The sequence below is a fragment of the Mesorhizobium sp. RSR380A genome, assembly GCF_054719385.1.
The window spans coordinates 5492324-5514799 of sequence record NZ_JBTTIB010000001.1 but is presented as its reverse complement, the minus strand read 5'-3'; the positions used below and the strand labels follow the sequence as shown (position 1 = coordinate 5514799).

The 22476-nt window shown below is 63.7% G+C and carries 24 protein-coding genes; 11 read left to right on the top strand and 13 right to left on the bottom strand.

The window, feature by feature from the left end; translation table 11 throughout:
* The first annotated feature begins 1 nt into the window (after position 1).
* The 4 genes from ACYG9Z_RS26775 to ACYG9Z_RS26760 all read left to right on the top strand — a co-directional run bounded on the left by ACYG9Z_RS26775 (position 2) and on the right by ACYG9Z_RS26760 (position 4053).
* Positions 2-1375, top strand: coding sequence for an aminotransferase family protein (locus tag ACYG9Z_RS26775; protein ID WP_023690163.1), 1374 nt, complete (start codon positions 2-4; stop codon positions 1373-1375).
* 10 nt (positions 1376-1385) lie between these two features.
* Entirely contained in the window at positions 1386-2315 is a 930-nt protein-coding gene (locus ACYG9Z_RS26770) for a beta-keto acid cleavage family enzyme (RefSeq protein WP_023706488.1), read from the top strand.
* Between the two features lie 209 nt (positions 2316-2524).
* Positions 2525-3028 (top strand): GNAT family N-acetyltransferase, encoded by a 504-nt coding sequence (locus ACYG9Z_RS26765; RefSeq protein ID WP_031193711.1) that lies wholly within the window; start codon positions 2525-2527, stop codon positions 3026-3028.
* Positions 3025-4053: a histone deacetylase family protein gene (locus ACYG9Z_RS26760; protein ID WP_023708623.1), complete on the top strand. Its 1029-nt coding sequence runs from the start codon at positions 3025-3027 to the stop codon at positions 4051-4053. The genes ACYG9Z_RS26765 and ACYG9Z_RS26760 overlap by 4 nt, the downstream gene beginning before the upstream one ends.
* Positions 4054-4057: 4 nt before the next feature.
* Here ACYG9Z_RS26760 and ACYG9Z_RS26755 read toward each other — a convergent pair whose 3' ends face one another.
* The 3 genes from ACYG9Z_RS26755 to ACYG9Z_RS26745 all read right to left on the bottom strand — a co-directional run bounded on the left by ACYG9Z_RS26755 (position 4058) and on the right by ACYG9Z_RS26745 (position 7026).
* On the bottom strand, positions 4058-5320 hold the full coding sequence (locus ACYG9Z_RS26755; RefSeq protein ID WP_023690167.1) for a cysteine desulfurase-like protein: 1263 nt from the start codon (positions 5318-5320) through the stop codon (positions 4058-4060).
* A gap of 52 nt (positions 5321-5372) precedes the next feature.
* Complete coding sequence (locus tag ACYG9Z_RS26750; protein ID WP_023751464.1) at positions 5373-6440, bottom strand: aldo/keto reductase; 1068 nt, start codon at positions 6438-6440, stop codon at positions 5373-5375.
* 118 nt (positions 6441-6558) lie between these two features.
* Positions 6559-7026, bottom strand: a complete 468-nt coding sequence (locus tag ACYG9Z_RS26745; RefSeq protein ID WP_023697588.1) for a hypothetical protein — start codon at positions 7024-7026, stop codon at positions 6559-6561.
* A 405-nt stretch (positions 7027-7431) separates the two neighbouring features.
* Between ACYG9Z_RS26745 and ACYG9Z_RS26740 the strand changes: the two genes are divergently transcribed.
* Entirely contained in the window at positions 7432-7596 is a 165-nt protein-coding gene (locus ACYG9Z_RS26740; RefSeq protein WP_023706483.1) for a hypothetical protein, read from the top strand.
* A gap of 58 nt (positions 7597-7654) precedes the next feature.
* Here ACYG9Z_RS26740 and ACYG9Z_RS26735 read toward each other — a convergent pair whose 3' ends face one another.
* On the bottom strand, positions 7655-8161 hold the full coding sequence (locus ACYG9Z_RS26735; RefSeq protein WP_023709324.1) for a DUF1993 domain-containing protein: 507 nt from the start codon (positions 8159-8161) through the stop codon (positions 7655-7657).
* A gap of 124 nt (positions 8162-8285) precedes the next feature.
* Here ACYG9Z_RS26735 and ACYG9Z_RS26730 point away from each other — a divergent pair, with 124 nt between their 5' ends.
* A complete protein-coding gene (locus tag ACYG9Z_RS26730) occupies positions 8286-9344 on the top strand; it encodes a DUF1176 domain-containing protein (RefSeq protein ID WP_023706481.1) in 1059 nt (352 codons plus the stop codon).
* Between the two features lie 36 nt (positions 9345-9380).
* Here ACYG9Z_RS26730 and ACYG9Z_RS26725 read toward each other — a convergent pair whose 3' ends face one another.
* The 8 genes from ACYG9Z_RS26725 to ACYG9Z_RS26690 all read right to left on the bottom strand — a co-directional run bounded on the left by ACYG9Z_RS26725 (position 9381) and on the right by ACYG9Z_RS26690 (position 17192).
* On the bottom strand, positions 9381-10586 hold the full coding sequence (locus ACYG9Z_RS26725) for an epoxide hydrolase family protein (RefSeq protein WP_245259855.1): 1206 nt from the start codon (positions 10584-10586) through the stop codon (positions 9381-9383).
* Between the two features lie 74 nt (positions 10587-10660).
* Positions 10661-11572 (bottom strand): alpha/beta hydrolase family protein, encoded by a 912-nt coding sequence (locus tag ACYG9Z_RS26720; protein WP_245259854.1) that lies wholly within the window; start codon positions 11570-11572, stop codon positions 10661-10663.
* A gap of 186 nt (positions 11573-11758) precedes the next feature.
* Positions 11759-13369: an NTP transferase domain-containing protein gene (locus ACYG9Z_RS26715; RefSeq protein ID WP_023748574.1), complete on the bottom strand. Its 1611-nt coding sequence runs from the start codon at positions 13367-13369 to the stop codon at positions 11759-11761.
* Positions 13366-14070 carry an XdhC family protein gene (locus ACYG9Z_RS26710; protein ID WP_023748573.1) on the bottom strand — a complete coding sequence of 235 codons (705 nt, stop codon included), beginning with the start codon at positions 14068-14070 and terminating at the stop codon, positions 13366-13368. The genes ACYG9Z_RS26715 and ACYG9Z_RS26710 overlap by 4 nt, the downstream gene beginning before the upstream one ends.
* Positions 14071-14072: 2 nt before the next feature.
* A complete protein-coding gene (locus ACYG9Z_RS26705) occupies positions 14073-14411 on the bottom strand; it encodes an XdhC family protein (RefSeq protein WP_023700845.1) in 339 nt (112 codons plus the stop codon).
* Between the two features lie 57 nt (positions 14412-14468).
* Positions 14469-15734 carry a vWA domain-containing protein gene (locus tag ACYG9Z_RS26700; RefSeq protein ID WP_023748572.1) on the bottom strand — a complete coding sequence of 422 codons (1266 nt, stop codon included), beginning with the start codon at positions 15732-15734 and terminating at the stop codon, positions 14469-14471.
* A gap of 4 nt (positions 15735-15738) precedes the next feature.
* Positions 15739-16668 carry an AAA family ATPase gene (locus ACYG9Z_RS26695; RefSeq protein ID WP_023700847.1) on the bottom strand — a complete coding sequence of 310 codons (930 nt, stop codon included), beginning with the start codon at positions 16666-16668 and terminating at the stop codon, positions 15739-15741.
* Positions 16665-17192 carry a flavin reductase gene (locus ACYG9Z_RS26690; protein WP_023751463.1) on the bottom strand — a complete coding sequence of 176 codons (528 nt, stop codon included), beginning with the start codon at positions 17190-17192 and terminating at the stop codon, positions 16665-16667. The genes ACYG9Z_RS26695 and ACYG9Z_RS26690 overlap by 4 nt, the downstream gene beginning before the upstream one ends.
* 182 nt (positions 17193-17374) lie before the next feature.
* Here ACYG9Z_RS26690 and ACYG9Z_RS26685 point away from each other — a divergent pair, with 182 nt between their 5' ends.
* Together ACYG9Z_RS26685 and ACYG9Z_RS26680 are read left to right on the top strand one after the other, a co-directional pair.
* Entirely contained in the window at positions 17375-18445 is a 1071-nt protein-coding gene (locus ACYG9Z_RS26685; protein ID WP_023751462.1) for a branched-chain amino acid ABC transporter substrate-binding protein, read from the top strand.
* Entirely contained in the window at positions 18445-19464 is a 1020-nt protein-coding gene (locus ACYG9Z_RS26680) for a P1 family peptidase (RefSeq protein ID WP_023751461.1), read from the top strand. Before ACYG9Z_RS26685 ends, ACYG9Z_RS26680 begins: the two co-directional genes overlap by 1 nt.
* 7 nt (positions 19465-19471) lie before the next feature.
* On the opposite strand, the gene ACYG9Z_RS26675 is transcribed toward ACYG9Z_RS26680, so the two are convergent.
* On the bottom strand, positions 19472-19726 hold the full coding sequence (locus ACYG9Z_RS26675; protein WP_023751460.1) for a DUF2171 domain-containing protein: 255 nt from the start codon (positions 19724-19726) through the stop codon (positions 19472-19474).
* Between the two features lie 137 nt (positions 19727-19863).
* Between ACYG9Z_RS26675 and ACYG9Z_RS26670 the strand changes: the two genes are divergently transcribed.
* The 3 genes from ACYG9Z_RS26670 to purB all read left to right on the top strand — a co-directional run bounded on the left by ACYG9Z_RS26670 (position 19864) and on the right by purB (position 22471).
* A complete protein-coding gene (locus tag ACYG9Z_RS26670; protein ID WP_023751459.1) occupies positions 19864-20589 on the top strand; it encodes a DUF2259 domain-containing protein in 726 nt (241 codons plus the stop codon).
* A 101-nt stretch (positions 20590-20690) separates the two neighbouring features.
* On the top strand, positions 20691-21110 hold the full coding sequence (locus ACYG9Z_RS26665) for a hypothetical protein (protein ID WP_245259864.1): 420 nt from the start codon (positions 20691-20693) through the stop codon (positions 21108-21110).
* 59 nt (positions 21111-21169) lie between these two features.
* Positions 21170-22471, top strand: coding sequence for an adenylosuccinate lyase (purB, locus tag ACYG9Z_RS26660; protein ID WP_023694135.1), 1302 nt, complete (start codon positions 21170-21172; stop codon positions 22469-22471).
* Positions 22472-22476: the final 5 nt, after the last annotated feature.

Genomic DNA, 22476 nt, shown 5'->3' with positions numbered 1-22476 from the left:
CATGCAGAAGCCCTCATCAACTGGTTCAGAAACGCGCGCGCCATCGCACCTGTTCTACCTCTCCAGCCTGCGCCGGCCGCTGATCGACCGCGCCGAAGGCATCTATATGTGGACGCAGGACGGCCGCCGCTTCATCGACGGATCGAGCGGGCCGATGGTCGCCAATATCGGTCACTCCAACCGCAACGTGCTCGATGCCATGAAGCGGCAGATGGACCGCGCCACCTTCGCCTACCGGCTGCATTTCGAGAACGAACCGGCGGAAGAACTGGCGCGGGAGCTCGCCGGCAAACTGCCGGAGGGCATGGACCGAATCTTCTTCGTCTCCGGCGGTTCGGAGGCGACGGAATCCTGCATCAAGCTGGCGCGGCAATGGGCGGTCGCGACCGGCCAGCCGAAGCGCTGGAAGGTTATCACGCGTTTTCCCTCCTATCATGGCGGCACGCTGGGTTCGCTTTCGATAACCGGCGACGATGCGCTGGCCGAAACGTTCACACCGATGATGCGGGTGATGCCGACCGTGCCGGCGCCGACGGCATGGCGCGACCGCGACAATCTTTCGATGGAGCAGCGCGGCGTCCGCTATGCCGACATGCTGGAGGAGAAGATCCAGGCCGAGGGCCCGGACAGCGTGCTCGCCTTCATCATGGAGCCGATCGGCGGTGCGGCGACTTCGGCCCTCGTCGCACCGGACAGCTATTATCCGCGTATACGCGAGATCTGCGACCGCTACGGCATCCTGCTCATCCATGATGAAGTGATGAGCGGCGCCGGCCGCACCGGAAAATTCCTTGGCGGCGACCATTGGAACTGCAAGCCCGACATCGTCGCGCTGTCGAAGGGGCTTGGCTCCGGCTATGCGCCGCTCGGCGCGCTGGCCGCCCCGATGCGGCTGGTCGAGCCGCTGCTGGCGTCGGGCGGCTTCCAGCATGGCCACACCTATGCTGGCAATCCGCTCGCCTGCGCGGCCGGGCTCGCCGTGCTCGGCGAGATGGACCGCCTCGACCTGATCGCCAATGCCGCCGCGATGGGCGACGTGCTGATGGACGGGCTGAAAGGGCTGGCGAAGCGTTTTCCGTTCATCGCCGATGTCCGAGGCAAAGGCCTGCTCACCGGCGCCGAGATGGTTGCCGATCCCGAAACTCTACGGCCGATCGAACAGGGCAAGAAAGCCACGCAGCGCCTGCTCGACCTCGCCTACGAGCGCGGGCTGATCATCTACGGCCGCAGGGTCAAGGGCGGTGTCGACGGCGACAATTTCATGGTGGCGCCGCCGATGATCGTCACGGCTGAAGAGGTCGGCGAGATCATTTCCATCATCGGCGATTCGCTGGAAGTTCTGGCCGCCGAACTCGACCTGCCGGTCGAAGGCTGAGGGCTAAAGAATGGCGCCGAGGAAAGTCATCATCACCTGCGCGGTCACTGGCTCGGTGCACACCCCGTCCATGTCGCCCTATCTGCCGGTGACGCCGGACCAGATCGCGACCGACGCCATCGCGGCGGCCGAGGCTGGCGCCTCAATCCTGCATCTCCACGCCCGCGATCCCAAAGACGGCCGGCCGACCGCCGATCCTGAGGTGTTCATGCAGTTCCTGCCGCGCATCAAGCAAGCGACCGATGCGGTGATCAACATCACCACCGGCGGTTCGTCGCTGATGACGCTCGACCAGCGGCTGGCGGCACCACTGCGGGCCGAGCCGGAAATGTGCTCGCTCAACATGGGCTCGATGAATTTCGCGCTGTTCCCGATGCTCGACAAGCCAAGGGAGTGGCAGCACGAGTGGGAACCAAAGCTGCTCGAAGCCACGCGCGACACCGTCTTCAAGAACACCTTTGCCGATATGGAAGGCGTGCTCGAAAAGCTCGGCAAGGGCTGCGGCACGCGCTTTGAGTTCGAATGCTACGATGTCGGCCATCTCTATTCGCTGGCGCATTTTCGCGACCGCGGGCTGGTGTCGGGGCCGCTGTTCATCCAGTTCGTGCTCGGCATTCTCGGCGGCATCGGCGCCGATCCCGACAATCTCATCCATATGAAGCGCATCGCCGACAAGCTGTTCGGCGACAGCTACCAGTTCTCGGTGCTCGCCGCCGGCCGCCATCAGATGCCCCTGATCTCGATCGCGGCGGCGATGGGCGGCAATGTCCGCGTCGGGCTGGAGGACAGTCTCTACGATGGACGGCAATTGGCGAAATCCAATGCCGATCAGGTGCGCAGGATACGCGCCATTCTCGACGGGTTGTCGCTGGAAGTCGCAACGCCGACCGAGGCGCGCGAGATGCTGGCGCTGAAGGGTGGCGATAGGGTGGCGTTTTGAGATGATTGATCTGCGATGATGGCGTTCTGGCACACCCCCCTCTGGCCTGCCGGCCATCTCCCCCTCAAGGGGGGAGATCGGATGTCACTGCGGCCTTCGCCAATCTCAATCGTTGCAAAATGGATGGCAGCGCCAAAGCTGCCAATCTCCCCCCTTGAGGGTGAGATGTCCGGCAGGACAGAGGGGGGTGCCTGGGCGCCTTGCCTATCGTGAGTACAGTCACCCTCCGCCCCGGCACCATCGACGACGTCGACACCATCCATGCCGCGCTGCTCAAGCTCGGCACCCATATCGGCGCGCATCAGGAGATCACGTCCACTGCCGACGATCTCCGCCGCTACGGCTTTGGCGACAAACCCGCCTTCTCCACCCTGATCGCCGAGATCGGCGGCGATTTTGCGGGGCTCTGCCTGCATTTCCCGATCTTCTCGACATGGATGGGGCGGCCCGGCGTCTATATCCAGGACCTCTATGTCGAGGACCGGTTTCGCGGCCGCAAGATCGGCGAAAGACTGCTGCGCCGGGTCGCGCTCGACTGCCGCCGGGATGGCGGCGCCTATCTCAGGCTGTCCGTCGACACCGACAATGACGGCGCCAAGGCTTTTTATGAGCGGCTGGGCATCGCCTGGTCGAGCTACGAGCAGACGCAGAAGATTGTTGGCGATGCCTTTTTCGCCTTTGCCGATGCAGCGCAGGATGGGGACGCGGAATGAAAGCCTTCTTTGCCGAGGAGCAGAAACGCCACGACCCGAAGGCCTTTCTGTCCAGCGGTACGCCGCAGCCCAATCCCGAACAGCCGGAGCGGGTAGAGCGATTGTTAGCCGGCGCAAAATCCGCCGGATTGATGATCGAGCGGCCCAGGGAACATGGCCTAGGCCCGGTGGCGGCCGTGCATACGCCGGAGTATCTCGCCTTCCTCGAACACATTTTTGCGCGCTGGCAGCGCATCGAGAGCGCATCCGCGGAAGTCATCCCCAACATCCATCCACTGGCCCGCACAGGGTCCTATCCGGCCTCGGCGGTCGGCCAGGCCGGCTACCACATGGCCGACACCGCTTGCCCGATTTCGGCCGAGACCTGGCAGAGCGCGCTGTGGAGCGCCTGGAGCGCGGTCGAGGCGGCTGAAACCGTCATGGCTGGCGCGCCCGCCGCCTATGCGCTCTGCCGGCCACCCGGGCACCATGCCTTTGCCGATGTCGCCGGCGGCTTCTGCTTCATCAACAATTCAGCGGTCGCGGCCCAGGTGTTGCGCAAGCAGGCAGCGCGGGTGGTGATCCTCGATGTCGACCTGCATCACGGCAATGGCACGCAAGGCATCTTTTATACGCGTTCCGACGTCCTGACGGTGTCGCTGCACGCCGATCCGGTGCGCTTCTATCCGTTCTTCTGGGGCCATGCCGATGAGCGCGGCGAAGGTCCGGGCCTCGGCTATAATTTCAACCTGCCATTGCCGCGCAAATCAGCCGACGCGGCGTTTCTGGAGGCCCTCGAAGTGGCGTTCCAGCGTATCCGCGCCTTTTCGCCGGACGCGCTGGTCGTGGCGCTCGGTCTCGATGCGTTCGAGGGCGATCCGTTCGGCGGGCTTTCGGTGACCACGCCCGGTTTCTCGCGGATCGGCGAGGCAATTGCCAAGCTCGGCCTGCCGACGGTTATCGTCCAGGAAGGCGGCTATCTTTGCGACGCGCTCGGCGACAATCTCACGGCGTTCCTCACCGGTTTCGGCGGCAAACAGCGATAGCTGACTAGCGCTGCTGCCTCAGCATGGCGATCACCCGGTGCACGCTTTCCAACGTCTCGTCGATCTCTGCCGCCGTGTTGTAGTGCGCAATACCGATGCGCACGACGCCCTGCTCGGCCGGAATGCCGAGATGGTGGACGATCTCCCAGGCGTAGTTGTGACCCGACCATAGAAAAATGTTCTCGGCATTCATCTGCCGCACGATCGTCTCTGGCACGATGCCGTCGACGGTGAAGGACACGGTCGGCACGCGCTCAATGACACGCTTCTGATCGGTGATGCCGCGGATGGTCAGGCCCTCAATGGCGGACAGCCCATCGATCAGCCTCAGCGCCAGCGGGTTTTCGTAGGCGATCGACACTTCGTATGCCTTTGCGATCTTTTGCCTTCGCGAACCGCCCTCGCCGGCCGCAGCACCGAGTTCGGCGAAGTAATCGACCGCTGCGGTAAGCCCGGCCATCAGTTCGATCTGCGGCGTGCCGAGTTCGAAGCGCTCCGGCAGGCCATTGGAAGAGCAACGGCATTTGTAGGGTTGCAGCGCATCGATGATGTCGCGGCGTCCCCACAATATGCCCATATGCGGGCCGAAGAATTTGTAGGCCGAGCAGATCAGGAAGTCGCAGCCGAGATCCTGCACGTCGACCAGCCCATGCGGCGCGAACTGCACGGCGTCGACATAGACCACCGCGCCGGCCTGTTTGGCGATGGCCGTCAGCGCTTTCACCCGATTGATCGAGCCGGTGAGGTTCGAGGCATAGTTCAGCGCAACGAGTTTTGTCCTGTCGGTAAGCAGAGCGCTGAGCGCCGCCTCCTCGACCTGCCAGCTGTTCTCGTCGAAAGGCAGGAAGCGCACCAAGAGGCCAAGATCTTCGGCCAGTTGCAGCCAGGGCGAGACATTGCCCTCATGATCCATGCGGGTGACGATGATCTCGTCGCCCGGCTTGAAGCCGCGGCCGAGCGTGCGCGACATGTGATAGGTCAGCGTCGTCATGTTGGCGCCGATGATTATTTCCTCCGCGCTCGCTGCACCCAGGAAATCGGCCATCGCCTCATGGGCGTCGTCGAACACCTTTTGCGCGGCAAGCGTGGTTTCGAAATAGCCGCCGAGATTGGCGTTGGTGGTGAGGAGGCAGCGCGCCACCGCATCGGCAACCGCCTGTGGCACCTGCGTGCCGGCCGGATTGTCGAGATAGATGCGCCGGCGGCCTTTGTCGGTCAGGTCCAGCGCCGGAAATTTTCCCCTGACGGTCTCGATCGGAAAATCCATTGCTGTCCCCTTCCCCTTGTGTTTTCTACGGAATTCCGCCCGGAGTGCCCGCTTACGGACAAGGATTGCCCACGCGCTGGTGGATCGCGTCGACGGCCTTCTGCATCTCGTCGGTCCAGGTCACGTCGACTGAAGACAGCGCCATCTCGAGCTGGGCAATCGTCGTCGCGCCGATGATGCTGGAGGTAACAAAGGGTCGGCTGGCGACATAGGCGTTGGCGAACAGCGCCGGTTCGAGGCCGAAGGAGCGCGCCAGTTTATTGTATTCGAGCTGCGCCTCCGCCGCATTTGGCGTCTCGTAGCGCTGGCCGCGGTTGAACAACTGCGAGCGCGAACCCTGCGGCCGTGCGCCATGGTCGTATTTGCCGGTGAGATAGCCCTGCGCCAGCGGCGAATAGGCGAGGAAGCCGACATCCTCGCGCCCGCAGACTTCGGCCAGGTTCACCTCAAAGGTACGGTTGACCAGATTGTAGGCGTTCTGCAGCGAAACGATGCGCGGGCCGACGCCCTTGTCGGCCTCGGCGATGAAGCGCATGACGCCCCAGGAGCTTTCGTTCGACAGGCCGAGATGGCGGATCTTTCCCGCCTTCACCAGTTCCTCGAAGACTGCGAGTGTCTCGGCGATCGGCGTCTCGCCGGGCGGCGCGCCAACGGCATCGGCACGGCGCGGCACAGCACCCACGCGGGTCGGGTTGGCGCCCCAGGGGATGTCGCGCTCCGGCCAGTGGATCTGGTAGAGGTCGAGATAGTCGGTGCCGAGCTTGGCAAGCGATTTGTCGATGGCGTCAAAGATGTCGGCGCGCACCAGTTTTGACGGCCGGTCGCCACGAAACCAGCGGTTGGCGGTGCGGCCGACCACTTTCGAGGCCAGGATGACCTTGTCGCGATTGCCCTTGGCCTTCATCCAGCTGCCGATGAACTTCTCCGTCCGCCCCTGCGTCTCCTCCTTGGGCGGTATCGGGTAGAGCTCGGCCGTGTCGATGAAATTGACCCCGCGCGCAAAGGCCAGATCCATCTGCGCATGGCCATCGGCCTCGGTGTTCTGCTGGCCCCAGGTCATCGACCCCAGGCAGATCTGGGTAACAAGAAGATCGGTCCGACCGAGACGGCGTTTGTGCATGGGGTTTCTCCGGCGGGAGGTTTGCGCGGCTACGCGGGAAGGAAGCCGCATGTATAGGGAAAGCGGCGCCGCTCTCCAACCCTCAGGGAACCCGACTTTTGCGTGAACCCTGGAAAAGTCAGCGCCGGACGCCGGCCAGCGCGCGCCGCTTGGCCTCATCGATCAGCATATTGGCCACCTGCATGCGGATCATGGCGCGCTGGCGCAGATGCGGCGCGACGCGGTCGGGGTGGTTGGCGAAGGCGAAGCTGCGGCGCATGCGGCCGAGATCGGCGTTCTTGACTGGATGATCGAGGCCGAGCTCGACGGCGATCGCGTCAGGGTCGATCGGCGGCAGCTTTTCCTCGGGCTTTGCCTCCTCGCCGGCCAGCGCCAGCTTGGCATGATCGAGAAGGGCGGCAAATTCTGCGGCCAGATCGGCTCCCGCCTCGCGGTATTCGGCGGCGAATGTTTCGCCCGAGACCTTGATGCGGCCGGAATGAAGCTCGTCGGCCACGGAGAGATAGTCGAACGGGATCGACGGCCGGGCGCTCGTCTCTTCCGCCGCCTCATCCTTGTCGGAGGCAACGAACAGATCGTCGAGCAAGGAAGCGAAATCCCGCTTCGCGCCGATGTCAGCCTCCCCCTCGTTTAAGCGTGCGAACAGAGCCGGTCGCAGCATAGAACCGGCTCGTTAAAAATGAATGCCGCTGATCTTAACCAGTTTAGGCGTTTGCGAGGCTTGCGCGGGCCCGGTTGGCGATGTGCAAGACCCAACAAAAAGCCGGACTGCATTTGCATGCAGTCCGGAAATTCGCCAGGAGTGGCGAGGAAAAGCCGGCCATGTGCCAGCGTCTATGCATACGGTGGGGATGCGCCACAAGTTTCAGCGCACGCGGCAATTGTGCCGAAAAAAATTCGCTTGGAATGGCTGCCATGCAAATGCTGCACTGCACAATCTTCACAATTTTCCTATACTCGGCGCCGTGGAGGATCAACAAGGGGCCGAATCATGGGGTTCTTCACTGAAATGTTTGCCCGTCCGCGTCCGCAGGAGCATCTGCGTTATCGTTCCGCACTGGCGTTGCTGCATTCGATGAGCAATGCCGACCGCGCCGACATCGGCATCAAGCCGGCCGACTTCCCGCGCATAGCCCGCGAAATGTCCGTGCGCTGAACCAGCGCGAGACGAGGTTTCCCGGCAGCGACCGGGAAACCTCGGAATGCCGAATTCGTCAACGATTCCCGAGATAGGCACCCTTGGTCAGCGGCACGCCATTGTGGCGCAGGATGTCGTAAGCCGTGGTCACGTGGAAATAGAAGTTGGGCATGGCGACATGCAGCAAATACTGCATGCCGGGCATCGAAGCCTCGCGCTGGCCAAATTTCAGTTCGACCACCCTGTCATCCGAGCCATCGAATTCGGCGGCCGAGAACGACGCCAAAAGCTCGAGCGTCTTGGCAAGGCGCGCCTGAAGGTCGGCGAAGGTGGCTTCATTGTCTTCGTATTTCGGCACTTCGCGGCGGGCCAGCCGCGACGGCGCGCCCTTGGCGTGGTCGGTGGCGACCTGCACCTGCCGGACCAGCGCGTACATGTCGGGCGCCAACCTTGCGGTCAAAAAGACTTGCGGATCGATCTTGCGTTCAGTTGCATTCTGTTCGGCCGCCGACAGCACGCCGGACAGCGCCTTCAGCCTGGCCGAAAACACCGGCACCGAGGCCTCGTACATTGATAGTGTCACGTTCAAATCTCCATTGCGGCTGAAGCGCCGACGGCGGGACGTAGCGCCTTCCCGGAGGATTTTTCAAGCGTCACCACGTCGCCGCAATCTCTATGATAGACTCCTTCGTGGTGGAGATTCTCCGATGAGACGCGTCTTTCTGGCAGCGGCCGCCTTTTGCTCCCTTGCCGCATCCGGCCAGGCTGTGTTCGCCGATGATGAACCGGCAGCCGATGACCAAGCCCCTTACGTCGATGACAGGTCGGATGCCGCAGCCGTCATCCGCTCGCTCTACAGCGCCATCAACCGGCACGAATTCGCCCGCGCCTGGGCTTACTACGGCGATACAAAGCCGGCAAAGGATTTCGACACATTCGTCAAGGGCTATGACGGCACCGACAAGGTCGATGCCGAAACCGGCGCCGTTTCCGATGAGGGCGCGGCCGGCAGCATCTATTACAGCGTTCCGGTCGCCATCCGCGCCACCGGCAAGGACGGCAACGAGGCGGTCTTCGCAGGCTGTTACACGCTGCGCCAGGTCAGCGCTCAGATCCAGGCCCCGCCATTCCGCCCGATCTTTATCGACAAGGGCGCGCTGAAGCCGTCCAAGGCCGATTTCGAGGAGGCGCTGCCGCCAAGCTGTGGTGACGGGCCGCCGCCGCCGAAGAAGGACACCGCACTCGAGCAGGTGAAGAAACTGTTCGCCGCCGATTATGGCGATCAGTGTGACAAGCAATTTCTCGGCGAGGAGCCGAACATCTTTTCGATCAAATACAAGGCAAAGGACGCGGCTGCCAGCGATCCCGACAAGGAAACGCGGCTTTTCGAGTTCTACTGCCAAGCGGCAGCCTATAACGCAAGTTCGGTCTACTACATGACCGACGAAGTATCGGGCGTGCGGCAGTTGCAGTTCACCGAGCCCGAAATGGATATCCGTTACGAGAACAATGACAGCGACGGCAAACTGCTGGGCATGGATATCATCGGCTTCCGCACATCCGGCTGGGCGGCCAATTCCGAATATGACGAAGACGCCAAGACGCTGACCACGTTCAACAAATGGCGCGGCATCGGCGACGCCTCGGACAAGGGGATATACCTGTTCCGTAACGGCGATTTTTCCCTCGTCCAATATGATGTGGACGCGTCTTACGATGGCGAGGAGAACCCGCAGACGGTGGTCGACTACAACACCGCGCCGTAGGGATCTTATCAGGAACCGCCGCGCTCAAGCAGTCCTTCACATTCGCCTTCTCGTTTCAGGCCGGGAACGCATCGGCCGGAAGAAGGCGCGAATGTCCTCGACCAGAAGACTCGGTTCCTCCAGCGCAGCGAAATGGCCCCCTCGCGGCATCGATGTCCATCGCTGAACGTCAAAGACCCGCGCCACCCAGGATCGAGGCGGCATCGGCAACTCGCGAGGGAAAAGCGCTACCCCAAATGGCGGCGAAACGCGTTCCAGCGTCTCGAACGCAAGAGGGAACAGTCGATTCTCCTTGTAGAGTCGCAAGGACGAGGTGAGCGCGTTGCTGAACCAATAGAGAGAAACATCCGTAAGGAGCGTGTCCATGCCGAAGGTGCGCTCCACGTCACCGTCGCAATCGCTCCAGCTACGGAACTTCTCGATCATCCAGGCTGCGAGACCGATCGGCGAGTCTGTCAGAGCATAAGCAAGCGTCTGAGGCTTCGTGCCCTGCAGATGGGCATAGGCGCCCTCCGTTGCCGTCCAGGCCGCGGCCTTTTCCAGAAAGGCCTGCTCCTCAACGGTGACAGGTGGCAGACCTGCACCCAAGGGTGGCCGATAGCTCCCGGGAATGTAATTGACGTGGACGCCAAGCACGCTTTCGGAATGGAGCCGTGCCATCCAGGCGGAAACGCCCGCGCCGATGTCGCCTCCTTGGGAAGCGAAGCGGTCGTAGCCGAGCCCCCGCATCAACTGTACCCATAACTCCGCGATACGGCCGGAATGGAAGCCTGGTTCCGTCGGCGCCTGGGAAAAGCCGTATCCGGGCAAGGAGGGAACTACCACGTGGAAAGCGTCGGCCGGGTCACCACCATGGGCAGCTGGGTCTGCCAGCAATGGAATGACGTGTTCCATTTCGATGAACGAGCCGGGCCAGCCATGCGTTATGATCAGCGGCAGCGGCGCCGGTCCGTTGCCTGGCTGGTGGACAAAGTGGACATCTAGGTTGTTCAGCCTCGTCAGATATTGCGGCAGCCGGTTCAGCCGCGCCTCTTGCACTCTCCAGTCGAAGCGGTCTCGCCAGTAATCCGCAAGGCGCTTGATGAACGGCAGCTCGGCCCCATCGCTCCAGCCCGCTTCGCTTAGCGGAATTGGCCATCGTGTTGCGCTAAGCCGGCGCTGGAGATCTTCAAGTTGTTCGTTCGGAATTTGGATCTTGAAGGGGTGGGCGTCCATCGCTGTGCTTCCGATCTGTTGGATCATATCAGCCTACCCCAGTAAGGATATCGGCCGAACCATGATCGCCAAAACCAACGGGCACCTCGGGGCCATATGCCTCAGGGCGCTTTCGACAGCATCCAGTTCAACGTTTGGCGCCAGTCTACCATGCGGATCGGCGTGCCATGGGTGCCGGTCTCGAACCGGACGAACCGGGTCGGATAGGCTTTCGAGTTCGCAATGATGGAGCGGAAGAAGGCCTCCTGCTTCTCCACGGGAAAGACCGGGTCCTTGCTGCCCTGGCCGAAGAACACCGGCACATGGCGCCTGTAGGCCGGGCTCGACAGGAAACTGTCATCCCACAGCGAGCCGAGCAGCAGCAGCCCGTTGATGCGCCGTCCCGTATCGCTGCGGCCGGCCAGCTTCCAGCACAGCGCGCCGCCCATCGAGCCACAGGCGACGAAGATTTTCGCGTCCGGCGAGGCCTCGGCATAGTGGCCGATCAGCGCCGCGACCTGGGCCGCGCCCTTGTCGCCGAAATCGGTGAAATCGGGTGAGAGATAGAGGCCGCCATTGCCGGCCATCAGGTTCTTGATTCGGTTGAAGTTGCCGCCGAAGGTGAAGTCGTCGACGCCCTGCTTGCGGCTGCCGCCCTGCCCGTGCAGGTAAAGCACGATGATACCGGCGCCTTCGGTCTTGCCTACGGCGACATGCCTGACATCGCCGGCATCGGTTTTCAGCATCAAATCCCGCTGCACCTTGCGCACGCCGGTGTCGGTATACTTAGCCTGCACGCGCTTTTCCGGCACTTCGTCGCGGTCGTTGATGTCGCGCATCTCGCGATAGTCGATGACGGTGTAGGCGCCTTTGTCCGTGGACGAGAGCGTCGCCGGATAGGCGAAGAGGTCATCCTTGTAGGGTTTTAGTTCGAGGGCGTCGGCGTGAGAGGCGGAGAACAGGAAAAAGAGCGAAATCAGAAGGCTATGGAGCGCGGCCGCCCCCCTCTGGCCTGCCGGCCATCTCCCCCTCAAGGGGGGAGATTGGATATCACGCCGCCTTCCGCCAATCTTCAAAGCTGCAGGATAGACGCCGCCATCGAGGCTGCTGATCTCCCCCCTTGAGGGGGAGATGGCCGGCAGGCCAGAGGGGGGTAGAAGCGCTAAGGCAAGTAAAGAGAGAGCCATACTGCATGGCATGCGTTTTTCGGCTTCGCTTTGTCAATCCTGCAACACGCCGCCGGCGTCTTCCAGCGCCTCGCGGGTGTCGACATCGATCGACGCGCCGTCGCCGATCTCGACGTCGACGACATCCAGTCCCTCGGCCTCGACCAGATGGCGGGCGCCGGTGTCGCCCTCGAGGTGAGCGATCCCTCCAAACAGCGCGCGTGGCAGCAGCACCGGATTGCCGCGGCGGCCGTCATGGGCGGCACGCACCACTGAGCGGCCGCCGTCCCTACGGAAGGCCTCGATCAACCGGTCGAGATCGGCCGATGAGATACCCGGCATGTCGCCGAGGACGATCATGGCGCCGGCCGCCTCGGCTCCAACGCGGGCAATGCCGGCTTTTAGAGACGAGGACAGGCCGTCGGCAAAATCCGGGTTGTCGGCAAAGATCACGTCGAGGCCCGAGAGAGCGGCGTGCACCCGCTCGCGCTGATGGCCGGTGACGACAACGGTGGCAGAAGCCTTGGAATCGAGCGCCCGTTCAGCGGTGCGGCGCACCAGCGGCTTGCCGTCGAACAGCGCCAGAAGCTTGTTCGGCCCGCCCATGCGGCTGGAGCGACCGGCGGCCAGAAGCACGATCTCGACCTTCAGCCCGGCTCTCGCCGGCAGCGGCTCGCGCGGCTGCGGCCTGGTCGGGATTTCCATCAAGAGGCCGCCAACGCCCATGCCGGCGATGTCCTTGGCGGTGACGTCGAGACCGGCGATCAGCCTGTCGAGCACCCAATCGAAACCGTTCTCCTTGGGGCTGCGGGCGCAACCGGGCGCGCCGATGACGCGCTTGCCGTCGAGCGTGCCCAGCACCAGCAGATTGCCGGGATCGACGGGCATGCCCGCGCGGATCACCGTGCCACCTGCTGCCTCGATCGCCGCCGGAACGACATCGTTGAAATCGCTCATCGCCGAGGCGCCGAAGATCACCACCATGTCGTTGTCGCGCGCCAGCGCGGCCGCTGCATCGGCGACGGGCGCAATCTCGTGCGGCGTGCGGCGCTCCGTCGTCAGCCGGGCGCCGGAGCGTGCCAGCCGCGCTTCGGTGACGCGCAGCGTTTTGTCGAGCACGCTGGGCTTGATGCCGGGCAGCATCGTCTGAATGACGCCGATGCGCACCGGATGGTAGGCGTTGACGGCGAAGATCTCGCCGCCGGCGCAGATCTTCGTCACCTTGTCGACCAGAGCCGTGGCAACAGCGAACGGGATGATCTTGACCGTCGCCACCATTTGCCCCGTCTCGACAGGTGCGTGCTGCGCCAGCGTGGCGATGGTGATGGTCGGGTCGACCGCATTGATGGCGTCGATCATGGCGGCATCGACGGTGAAGAGACCGGCGGCCTTGGCATGGAGGTTGACGCGGCCGGTCGCGGCCGGTTTTGCCTCGATGTTGCGGTGGGCCATGCTGGCAGCAATCTTTTCGGCCGCCGCATCCTCGCTGAGGTCATCGGCGGCAAGCACCGCCACGACGATCTCGGTAATGCCGGCCGCCTTCAGCACCGCCACGTCCTGCGTGCTCAGCCTGTGCGCCTTGCGGAAACGCCGCTCGCCCGCCGTCGTGGCATGCGCCAGCACCGCGCCTTGCGCCTGATCGATCGCGATCGGCCCGAACTTCACGCCGCCGCGCCTTTGGCTTCGAGACCGCGCGAGCGAAAGGCGTGGATCGTCTGCGCCAGGATGGCGACGGCGATCTCGGCCGGGCTCGCCGCGCCAATGTCGATACCGATCGGTGCGTGGATGCGGGCGATCTGGTCGGCGCTGGCGCCGAGCGCCAGCAGGCGCTCGACGCGCCTGGCGTGTGTTTTGCGGCTGCCGAGTGCGCCGACATAGAAACAGTTGGCGTCGAGCGCGGCCTTCAGTGCGAAATCGTCGATCTTCGGATCATGGGTGACGGCGGCGAGCGCCGTATAGCTGTCGAGCGGCTGGCGCTTCACCACATCCTCCGGCCATTCGGCATGCAGGGCTACATCGGGAAAACGGTCCGGGGTGGCGAAGGCGGTGCGCGGATCGACGATCTCCAAGGGATAGCCGGCGATCCTGGCCATCGGCGCCAGCGCCTGACTGATATGGACGGCGCCGACTACCACCAGGCGCGGCTGCGGCAAATGCGCGTTGAGGAAGAAGGTGCGCCCTTCAGCCTCGACCGAACCGGAATTGCCGGTGCGAAATGCCTTGGCGATCGCTTGCCCGAGTTCCCCGGCAACCTGGTCGCCTTCGCGCACGATGCGGTCGCGGCCGTCGCCGAGATCGGTGACCAGGATCGCGGCGCGGCGGGCCCGGCGTTCGGCATTGAGCGTTTTGAGAGCGTAGGGATCCATGCCTAACCAAGCCGCTCCACATAGACCTTGATGCGGCCGCCGCAGGACAGGCCGACCTGCCAGGCGGTTTCGTCGGCAACGCCGAACTCCAGCATCTTCGCTTTCCCCGAGTCGATGACGTCCATCGCCTCGCTCACCACAGCACCCTCGACGCAGCCGCCCGAGACCGAGCCGTGGAAATTGCCTTCGGCGTCGATGACCAAGTGGCTGCCGACCGGCCTCGGCGCCGAACCCCAGGTCTCGACCACCGTGGCGATGGCAACATCCTTGCCGTCCTTCATCCAACCTTCCGCGATGATCAAGGGGTCGCGGGCCTCATCGAGATAGATGCTGTTGTCCATGATCGCTTGCCTCAAAGTCTGTTTTCTCTGGGAGCCTGTTTTCGGAATCCAATATGGCTATGCGGCGCGCCTGACACCAGCGTCCAGCCAGCGACGCGGATCGACCGAAGCGGCGGATTTCTTGTCCAGCGAGGCGCAGAGGTCGGCCAGCGCATCGAGATTGTGCACCGAGCGGAACTCGTCGACATGAGGCAGCATCGCTCTGACGCCGCGGGCGCGGGCCTCGAAACCGTCGAAGCGCAATAGGGGATTCAGCCAGATCAGCCGCCGGCAGGTTTTGTGCAGGCGATCCATCTCCTCCGACAGGCCGGAAACATCGTCGCGCTCCAAACCGTCGGTGATCAAAAGCACCACCGCGCCCTGCCCGAGCACGCGGCGTGACCAGTGCTTGTTGAACTCCGCCAGCGTATCGCCGATGCGGGTGCCGCCCGACCAGTCCTTCACCGCCGCCGAGCAGTCGGCAAGGGCGGCATCGGGGTCGCGATGGCGCATCTGCCGCGTGAGATTGGTCAGTCGCGTGCCGAAGACGAAGGTGTGCACGCGCCGCCGTTTTTCGGTCAGCGCATGCAGAAAGTGCAGGAAGATGCGCGTGTACTGGCTCATCGAACCGGAGATATCGGCGAGAACCACCAGCGGCGGATGCACTTCGCGGGCTGAGCGGAATTTCGGCAGGATCAGTTCGCCGCCGGTGCGCGCGGCCGAGCGCATCATGGCGCGTGGATCGATACGGCGGCCATGCAGGTCTGCCTTGAAGCGTCGGGTACGGACCATGTCGAACGGCAGCCGCAGCCGGGCAATCGCCTTCTTGGCGTCTGCCATCTCGTCGGCATTCATCTGGGCAAAGTCCTTGCCGCGCAGCACTTCATTCCCGGAGAAGGTTAGCCGGGCGTCGACTTCGATCTCCGGGATTTCCCTGACCGGCCGATTCTTCTCGTGGCCTTCGAACATGGCCTGGCTGACGCGGTTTTCTGCCGCGCGCGGCTTTTGCTTCTCCCTGGTGTCGGGCGCCACCGGCGAGAACATCACCAGAAGTTTCTCGATCAGCTCGCGCGATTTCCAGAACAGCCGGAAGGCTTCGTCGAAAACAGGGTGATCCTCGTGCCGCGACACCAGCACGGCATGCAGCGTCCAGTAGAAATCGTCGCGCGAACCGATGCCGGCTGCAAGCACCGCCTCGATCCCATCCTTGACCGAAGCCGGCCCGACCCGCATGCCGGATTTGCGCAACGTGCGGGCGAAATAGACAATGTTGTCGGCGATGCGCCCGTCTTCCGTCGCCTCTCTGGGGTCGGTCTCTTTGGGGTAAGCACCCGGCGCCTTCACTGCCCTACTCCGCCGCCGCCAGTTCGGCCTTGACCTCATCGAGGATGCGCCGGCCCTCGCCCGCGCCGATGCGGGCAATGTCGTCCTGGTATTTCAACAAAACGCCGATCGTGTCGGAGACGGTCTCGGGATCGAGCGCCACCTTGTCGAGTTCGGTCAGCGCGCCGGCCCAGTCGATGGTTTCGGCGACACCCGGCGCCTTGAACAGCTCGACCCGGCGCAGCTTCTGGATGAACGACACCACTTCCGCGGAAAGTCGGCTGTTGGCCTGCGGCACCTTGCGGCGCACGATCTCCAGCTCGCGCTCGGCATTGGGATAGTCGACCCAGTGATAGAGGCAGCGCCGCTTCAGCGCGTCGTGGATTTCGCGGGTGCGGTTGGTGGTGATGATGACGATCGGCGGCTCCTCCGCCTTGATCGTGCCAAGCTCGGGCACCGTCACCTGGAAATCGGACAGGATTTCGAGCAGGAACGCCTCGAAGGCTTCGTCGGTGCGGTCGAGCTCGTCGATCAGGAACACCGGGGCCGCACCCGCCTTGCCGGTCAGCGCATCGAGCACCGGCCGGCGGATCAGGTATTTTTCGGAAAAGACATTGCGCTCCATGTCGGAGCGGTCGACCGAGCCTGCCGCCTCCTCCATGCGGATCTCTATCATCTGCGCGGCGTAATTCCACTCATAGACAGCGGACGAGACGTCGAGCCCTTCATAGCATTGCAGGCGGATCAGCCGGCGGCCGAGTGCCTGCGCCAGCACCTTGGCGATCTCGGTCTTGCCGACGCCGGCCTCCCCTTCAAGGAACAGCGGCCGCTGCATGCGCAGCGACAGGAACAGCACCGTTGCGAGCGAGCGGTCCGCGACATAGTCCGCGCCGGTCAGGAGATCGAGCGTTTCGTCGATCGTCCGCGGCGCGGGGCGCGGTTTCAGCTCGGTCATTCTTTCTCCGTTGCCGCCTCTGCTCCGCTCTGCAGCACGTGGTAGTCGCGGGCGTGGTAGATCAGCGGCCGCAAATTATCGCCCATGCGCAGGCCTGTCACCTTGCCAAAAAGCACACGATGGGTGGCGAGATCCTTGGTGTCGATCAATTCGCAGTCGAAAACCGCAAGAGCGCCCTTCAGGGTAGGCGCGCCCGTCGTTATGACATCCCACTCGCCAAGCGCGAAACGCTCATCGGCCGACAGCCCGGTCAGGCCTGAAAACGCCACCGATAGGGGCTGCTGGTGCGAAGCCAGCGTGTTCAGCGCAAACCGGCCGTTTTGCATGAACAGCTCGTTCTTGGCATTCTCGCGGTTGAGACAGACGAGAACCGTCGGCGGCGTGTCCGACACCGAACAGGCGGCAATCACCGTCGTGCCGCGTTTGCCGGCGGGCCCGTCGGTGGTCACCACATGGACGTGGCCGGCAAAATGCGCCATCGCGTCGCGATAGGCCTGAGGCCCTATGTCGTTCAACTTCAACACCGATGATTTTCCATAAGCGGGAATCCAAGCGTTATATATATGGCGGCACACAATAGGCCACAAGCGAAGTGGTTGACGCCAATCCGCAAATTCCCGTGTTGCGCCTGGGGCGGGCAGCCTTTAGGTCTTGGCGGAAGAGACGCTGGAAGCATGCGACCGGCACGGAGGAATTCGTCGTCAGAATGCGACCCCCAACAGCTGTAATAGCGGCACTGCTCTGGCTGCTGCCGGCAAGCGCCGGCGCGCAGACTTTGCTTGTCGGCGTCGCCGCACCCCTGTCCGGTCCGTCGGCGATCCTGGGCAAGCAGATCGAGGCGGGTGCTGCCCTGGCAGCAGAAGCCAACGGCGCCGAGATCAGGACGGTCGACGATGCCTGCACCGCCGATGGCGGGGCTGCCGCCGCCAGGGAATTCGCGGCTGCGAAGGTCGATATCGTCGTCGGCTTCCTCTGCACCGAGGCGATCCAGGCGGCGCTGCCGATCCTGAAGGATGCCAACATACCGGTCATCACCGTTGGCGTGCGCACCGAAAGCCTGACCGACCGCCGCGCCAAGACCGGCTGGCCGGTCTATCGGCTGGGGCCGCGCGGCGACGACGAGCGCAATGCCGTGGCCGGCATCCTGACCCGGCTGTGGCAGAGCGAATTGTTCGCCATCGTCGATGACGGCACCATCTATGGCCGCGAAATCGCCGAGACGCTGCGCGCCGCGGCCGAACAGGCGGCGCTGAAGCCGGTCTTCACAGACACGTTCCGGCCCCAGCTCGACAACCAGATCGGGCTGATCGGCCGGCTGAAGAAGGCGGGCGCCACGCATGTCTTTGCCGGTGGCGACGGCGACGACATCGCCATTATGGGCCGCGACGCCGGCCAGCTCGAGGCCGGCATTGTCTTTGCCGGCGGCGAGAATTTGCGCACGCCACCCGGCGATGTGCCTTACGCCGTCGGCACGCTGATGATCGCGCCGCCGGAATGGGCCGATGTCGCCGATCCCAAGGTGCTGGCGGCGTTTACGGCCAAAAACATCGCGCCTGATGGCTATTCCTTGCCTGCCTATGCGGCGGTGGAGATCGCCAAGACGGCCTCGGCGGTGTCCGAGGGCTCCGGCAAGGGGCTGGCCGACGCGCTAACCGGGCACGATTTCACCACCGCGATCGGCCCGCTGCGGTTCGACGACAAAGGCGATCTGAGCCAAAACCTCTATCGCGCCTTCCGCTTCGACGGGACGCGTTTCGTGCCGGCGGAGACGAACTGATGTTTCGCACCGGGCCGCGCAATCTGATCACCGATGTCGCCGGCCTGCGCGTCGGCAACGCGTCGGACGCCAAGCTGAAATCGGGCGTCACCACCGTATTGTGCGACGAACCGGCGGTCGGTGGCGTGCAGATCCTCGGCGGCGCGCCGGGCACGCGCGAGACCGATTTGCTCGAACCGCACAATTCCATCGAGGCGGTTCACGCCGTCGTGCTTTCGGGCGGCTCGGCCTTCGGCCTCGACGCCGCATCGGGCGTGCAGGCGGCGTTGCGTGAAAAAGGCGTTGGCATCGATGTTGGCGGCTTTCGGGTGCCGATCGTGCCGGCGGCGATCCTGTTTGACCTGCGCAATGGCGGCGACAAGGATTGGGGCCGTTATCCTCCCTACCGCGACCTCGGCTACGAAGCAGCTCAGGCGGCAACAGTCGACTTTCCGCTCGGCACAATCGGCGCCGGCACCGGGGCGCTGAGTTCCGGGCTGAAGGGCGGCCTTGGCTCTGCCTCGACTGTGCTCGACAGCGGCGTCACCATCGGCGCACTCGCCGCCGCCAACCCGACCGGCTCGGTAACGATCGCGCGGACCCGCTATTTCTGGGCAGCACCCTTCGAGATCGGCGATGAATTCGGAGGCCTCGGCTATCCCTCGCCGATGCCGGACGACGCCAGGCGGATCCTATTGAAACACCGCGACAAGCGTGTCGGTGGACAAGCCGAGGCCGGTGGCAACACCACCATCGCCGTCATCGCCACCGATGCCGTGCTGACCAAGGCGGCAGCCAAGCGGCTGGCCATTTCAGCGCATGACGGCTTCGTGCGCGCCATCTGGCCGGTGCACACGCCGGCCGACGGCGATCTGGTGTTCGCGCTGGCGACGGGGAAGAGCGGCATAGAACTCAGCGCCGACGATGCCGTCGATTTCTTTGCCGCCGCCGGCGCCACCATGGCGCGCGCCATCAGCCGCGGCATCCATGCCGCGACGCCGGCCGATGGCGATCTGTTTCCGGTGTGGTCGTCGCGCTGACTTTCAGTCAGGTCGGGTCGGACTCCTCTTCCTCGAAGCTGACCGCGACATCCGAATTCGCCGACAGCCAGACTTTCTGGCCCTCGATCTCGGCAAGCAGGCTCAAGGGAATGTAGTGGTGATGCCCCTGATGGGCGCCCTCGCCGCTGTCGGCCTTGGTCAACTTGATCCGCTCGCCATCGACCCTGTCGACGGTGCCGATGTGAACGCCGTCGGCGCCGACCACTTCCATATGCTCGCGAATCTTGCTGGCCTCAGTCATGGGGTGTTCTCCTTTTGAAAACGATCGACGATAACAAACAGAGGCGAAATTGGATGCATCGCCTTTTGAATAGCACGATGTTTTGACTGTCTCGTGATAGGGAACGATCGAACCACGGCAGGCGGAGCGGAACCCCGATGCGAAATCTCGTCCTGATTGGCGTTTGCCTGCTGGTCCATCTGGCATCCGCCATGGCCGCCCGAGCGGGCGATGTCGCCGAGCTTGAAATCCTCGGCTTCAGCAAGGATGGCAGCGTCTTCGCCTTCGAGGAATATGGTGTGGCAGACGGTTCGGGCTTTCCCTATGCCAATCGCTACTACATCAACACCGCCGACGACACGTTCCTGAAGGGCACGCCAATCCGGGTCCGGCTGGAGGATGAGACCGCCTCGCTCGAGACGGCCCGTCAGCAGACCAGGCAGAAGGGGGAAGCCGTCGTTGTGCAGGCCGAACTCACCGCAAACCGCGGCATCACCGCCGGCTTCAACCCGGTGACCGAATTGTCGGCCGACCCGTTCCGCATGGTGGTGAACCCACGGCCGATCTTTTCGCCGGTCGACCCGCCGCTGGAATTCCGGCTGGACGAGATCGGCATGAATGACACCGAAAGCTGCCAGAGCCAGGGCGAGGTCAACGGTTTTCGCCTGCTGCGGATCGAGGCCAGGGATGGCGGCCAGACCCATCTGCTGCATGAGGATAAATCGATCCCGAAAAGCCGTGGCTGCCCGAACGGCTACAGGATCGGCGCGGTGCAGACGTTCTCGATGGACAGCATCAGCGCCTATGCGGTGCTGATCGCAGTGCGCCAATACGGCTTCGAAGGACCGGATTTTCGCTGGATCGCCGTGACCGGACGCCTGTGACATCGCTCGATCAATCCAGTTGGCGCAAGCGCGCCGGAAATCGCGTCAGCCGCGCCGTACCAGCGACGGGCACGGCGCTTGTCGGCGCCTTGCTGTGGGCGATGGCCATGGGCGCCAGCGCGCTGACCGGTCTTTGGCTCGACAATTGGGAGACCCCGGAAAAGATCCGCTTCGTCGTCCTGCTGTTTGCGACCGGCGCGGCATTGGCCTTTCCCGTCGGGTTGTTCGCGGCGCGGCTGGTCTCGCTCGACCGGCATTGGGAGGTGGCGTTCGCCGCCGCCTTCGTCTGCCTGCTTGCCACGACGCTCGCCTTCACCGGCGGGTTGTTTGCGCTGCAATACCGCTCCTACTATGCCGAATGGCACGCGGAGGCCTTCACCGCCCGGTGGGCGTTCGAACTGGTCTTCACCTCGCTGACGGCGCTCTACCAGTTCGTGGTGCTGGGTATCAGGCTCTATTTTCCGCTCGGATTCATCGCGCTTGCCGCCGCCAGCGTGTGGTTTGCACGCCGGCAGCGTTGAGCATTCGGTCCGCCTCTGATAGGAGGCGCACTTAACCACCGACATATCAGGACTGACGGATGATCCCTCGCTATTCCCGGCCGGAAATGGTCGCCATCTGGTCGCCGGAAACCCGCTTCCGCATCTGGTTCGAGATCGAGGCCCATGCCTGCGATGCGCTGGCCGAGCTCGGCGTCATCCCCAGAGAAGCCGCCAAGACCATCTGGGAAAAAGGCGGCGCCGCCCAATTCGACGTCGGCAAGATCGACGAGATCGAGGCCGTCACCAAGCACGACGTCATCGCCTTCCTCACCCATCTCGCCGAATTCGTCGGGCCGGATGCGCGTTTCATCCACCAGGGCATGACCTCATCGGATGTTCTCGACACCTGCCTTGCGGTGCAGCTCGGCCGCGCCAGCGATATCCTGCTGGCCGACCTCGACGGCCTGCTCGCCGCGCTGAAGCGCCGGGCCTTCGAGCACAAGGACACCGTCACCATCGGCCGCAGCCACGGCATTCATGCCGAGCCGACCACGTTCGGCGTCAAGCTGGCGCAGGCCTATGCCGAGTTCTCACGCTGCCGCGAGCGGCTGGTGCACGCACGGGAGGATATTGCCACCTGCGCCATATCGGGCGCGATCGGCACCTTCGCCAACATCGATCCCTATGTCGAAGAGCATGTGGCGAAAAAGCTTGGGCTGAAGCCGGAGCCGGTGTCGACGCAGGTCATCCCTCGCGACCGCCATGCCATGTTCTTTGCCACGCTCGGCGTCATCGCCTCGTCGGTCGAGCGGCTGGCGACCGAGATCCGCCATCTGCAGCGCACCGAGGTGCTGGAAGCGGAAGAGTATTTTTCGCCGGGCCAGAAGGGCTCGTCGGCAATGCCGCACAAGCGCAACCCGGTGCTGACCGAAAACCTCACCGGCCTTGCCCGCATGGTGCGCTCCATGGCGCTGCCGGCGATGGAGAATGTGGCGCTCTGGCACGAGCGCGACATCTCGCATTCCTCGGTCGAGCGCATGATAGGGCCGGACGCCACGGTAACGCTGGATTTCGCGCTGTCGCGGCTCACCGGCGTCGTCGACAAATTGCTGGTCTATCCCGACAACATGCTGAAGAACATGAACAAGTTCCGTGGCCTTGTGCATTCGCAGCGCGTGCTTTTGGCGCTGACGCAAGCCGGCGTCAGCCGCGAGGATGCCTACCGCCTGGTGCAGCGCAACGCCATGAAGGTATGGGAACATGGCGCTGATTTCCTTGAGGAATTGTTGGCCGACAAGGAAGTCACCGCAGCGCTGCCCGAAGCCGAGATCCGCGAGAAATTCGACCTGGGCTATCACACCAAGCATGTCGACACGATCTTCAAGCGGGTTTTCGGATAGGATCT

Bases quoted from the DNA above. Each gene is read 5' to 3' on its own strand.
- ACYG9Z_RS26775 (WP_023690163.1), top strand. From the start codon at position 2: ATGCAGAAGCCCTCATCAACTGGTTCAGAAACGCGCGCGCCATCGCAC.
- ACYG9Z_RS26770 (WP_023706488.1), top strand. From the start codon at position 1,386: ATGGCGCCGAGGAAAGTCATCATCACCTGCGCGGTCACTGGCTCGGTG.
- ACYG9Z_RS26760 (WP_023708623.1), top strand. From the start codon at position 3,025: ATGAAAGCCTTCTTTGCCGAGGAGCAGAAACGCCACGACCCGAAGGCC.
- ACYG9Z_RS26755 (WP_023690167.1), bottom strand. From the start codon at position 5,320: ATGGATTTTCCGATCGAGACCGTCAGGGGAAAATTTCCGGCGCTGGAC.
- ACYG9Z_RS26750 (WP_023751464.1), bottom strand. From the start codon at position 6,440: ATGCACAAACGCCGTCTCGGTCGGACCGATCTTCTTGTTACCCAGATC.
- ACYG9Z_RS26740 (WP_023706483.1), top strand. From the start codon at position 7,432: ATGGGGTTCTTCACTGAAATGTTTGCCCGTCCGCGTCCGCAGGAGCAT.
- ACYG9Z_RS26730 (WP_023706481.1), top strand. From the start codon at position 8,286: ATGAGACGCGTCTTTCTGGCAGCGGCCGCCTTTTGCTCCCTTGCCGCA.
- ACYG9Z_RS26725 (WP_245259855.1), bottom strand. From the start codon at position 10,586: ATGATCCAACAGATCGGAAGCACAGCGATGGACGCCCACCCCTTCAAG.
- ACYG9Z_RS26710 (WP_023748573.1), bottom strand. From the start codon at position 14,070: ATGGATCCCTACGCTCTCAAAACGCTCAATGCCGAACGCCGGGCCCGC.
- ACYG9Z_RS26705 (WP_023700845.1), bottom strand. From the start codon at position 14,411: ATGGACAACAGCATCTATCTCGATGAGGCCCGCGACCCCTTGATCATC.
- ACYG9Z_RS26695 (WP_023700847.1), bottom strand. From the start codon at position 16,668: ATGACCGAGCTGAAACCGCGCCCCGCGCCGCGGACGATCGACGAAACG.
- ACYG9Z_RS26685 (WP_023751462.1), top strand. From the start codon at position 17,375: ATGCGACCCCCAACAGCTGTAATAGCGGCACTGCTCTGGCTGCTGCCG.
- ACYG9Z_RS26680 (WP_023751461.1), top strand. From the start codon at position 18,445: ATGTTTCGCACCGGGCCGCGCAATCTGATCACCGATGTCGCCGGCCTG.
- ACYG9Z_RS26675 (WP_023751460.1), bottom strand. From the start codon at position 19,726: ATGACTGAGGCCAGCAAGATTCGCGAGCATATGGAAGTGGTCGGCGCC.
- ACYG9Z_RS26670 (WP_023751459.1), top strand. From the start codon at position 19,864: ATGCGAAATCTCGTCCTGATTGGCGTTTGCCTGCTGGTCCATCTGGCA.
- ACYG9Z_RS26665 (WP_245259864.1), top strand. From the start codon at position 20,691: ATGGCCATGGGCGCCAGCGCGCTGACCGGTCTTTGGCTCGACAATTGG.
- purB (WP_023694135.1), top strand. From the start codon at position 21,170: ATGATCCCTCGCTATTCCCGGCCGGAAATGGTCGCCATCTGGTCGCCG.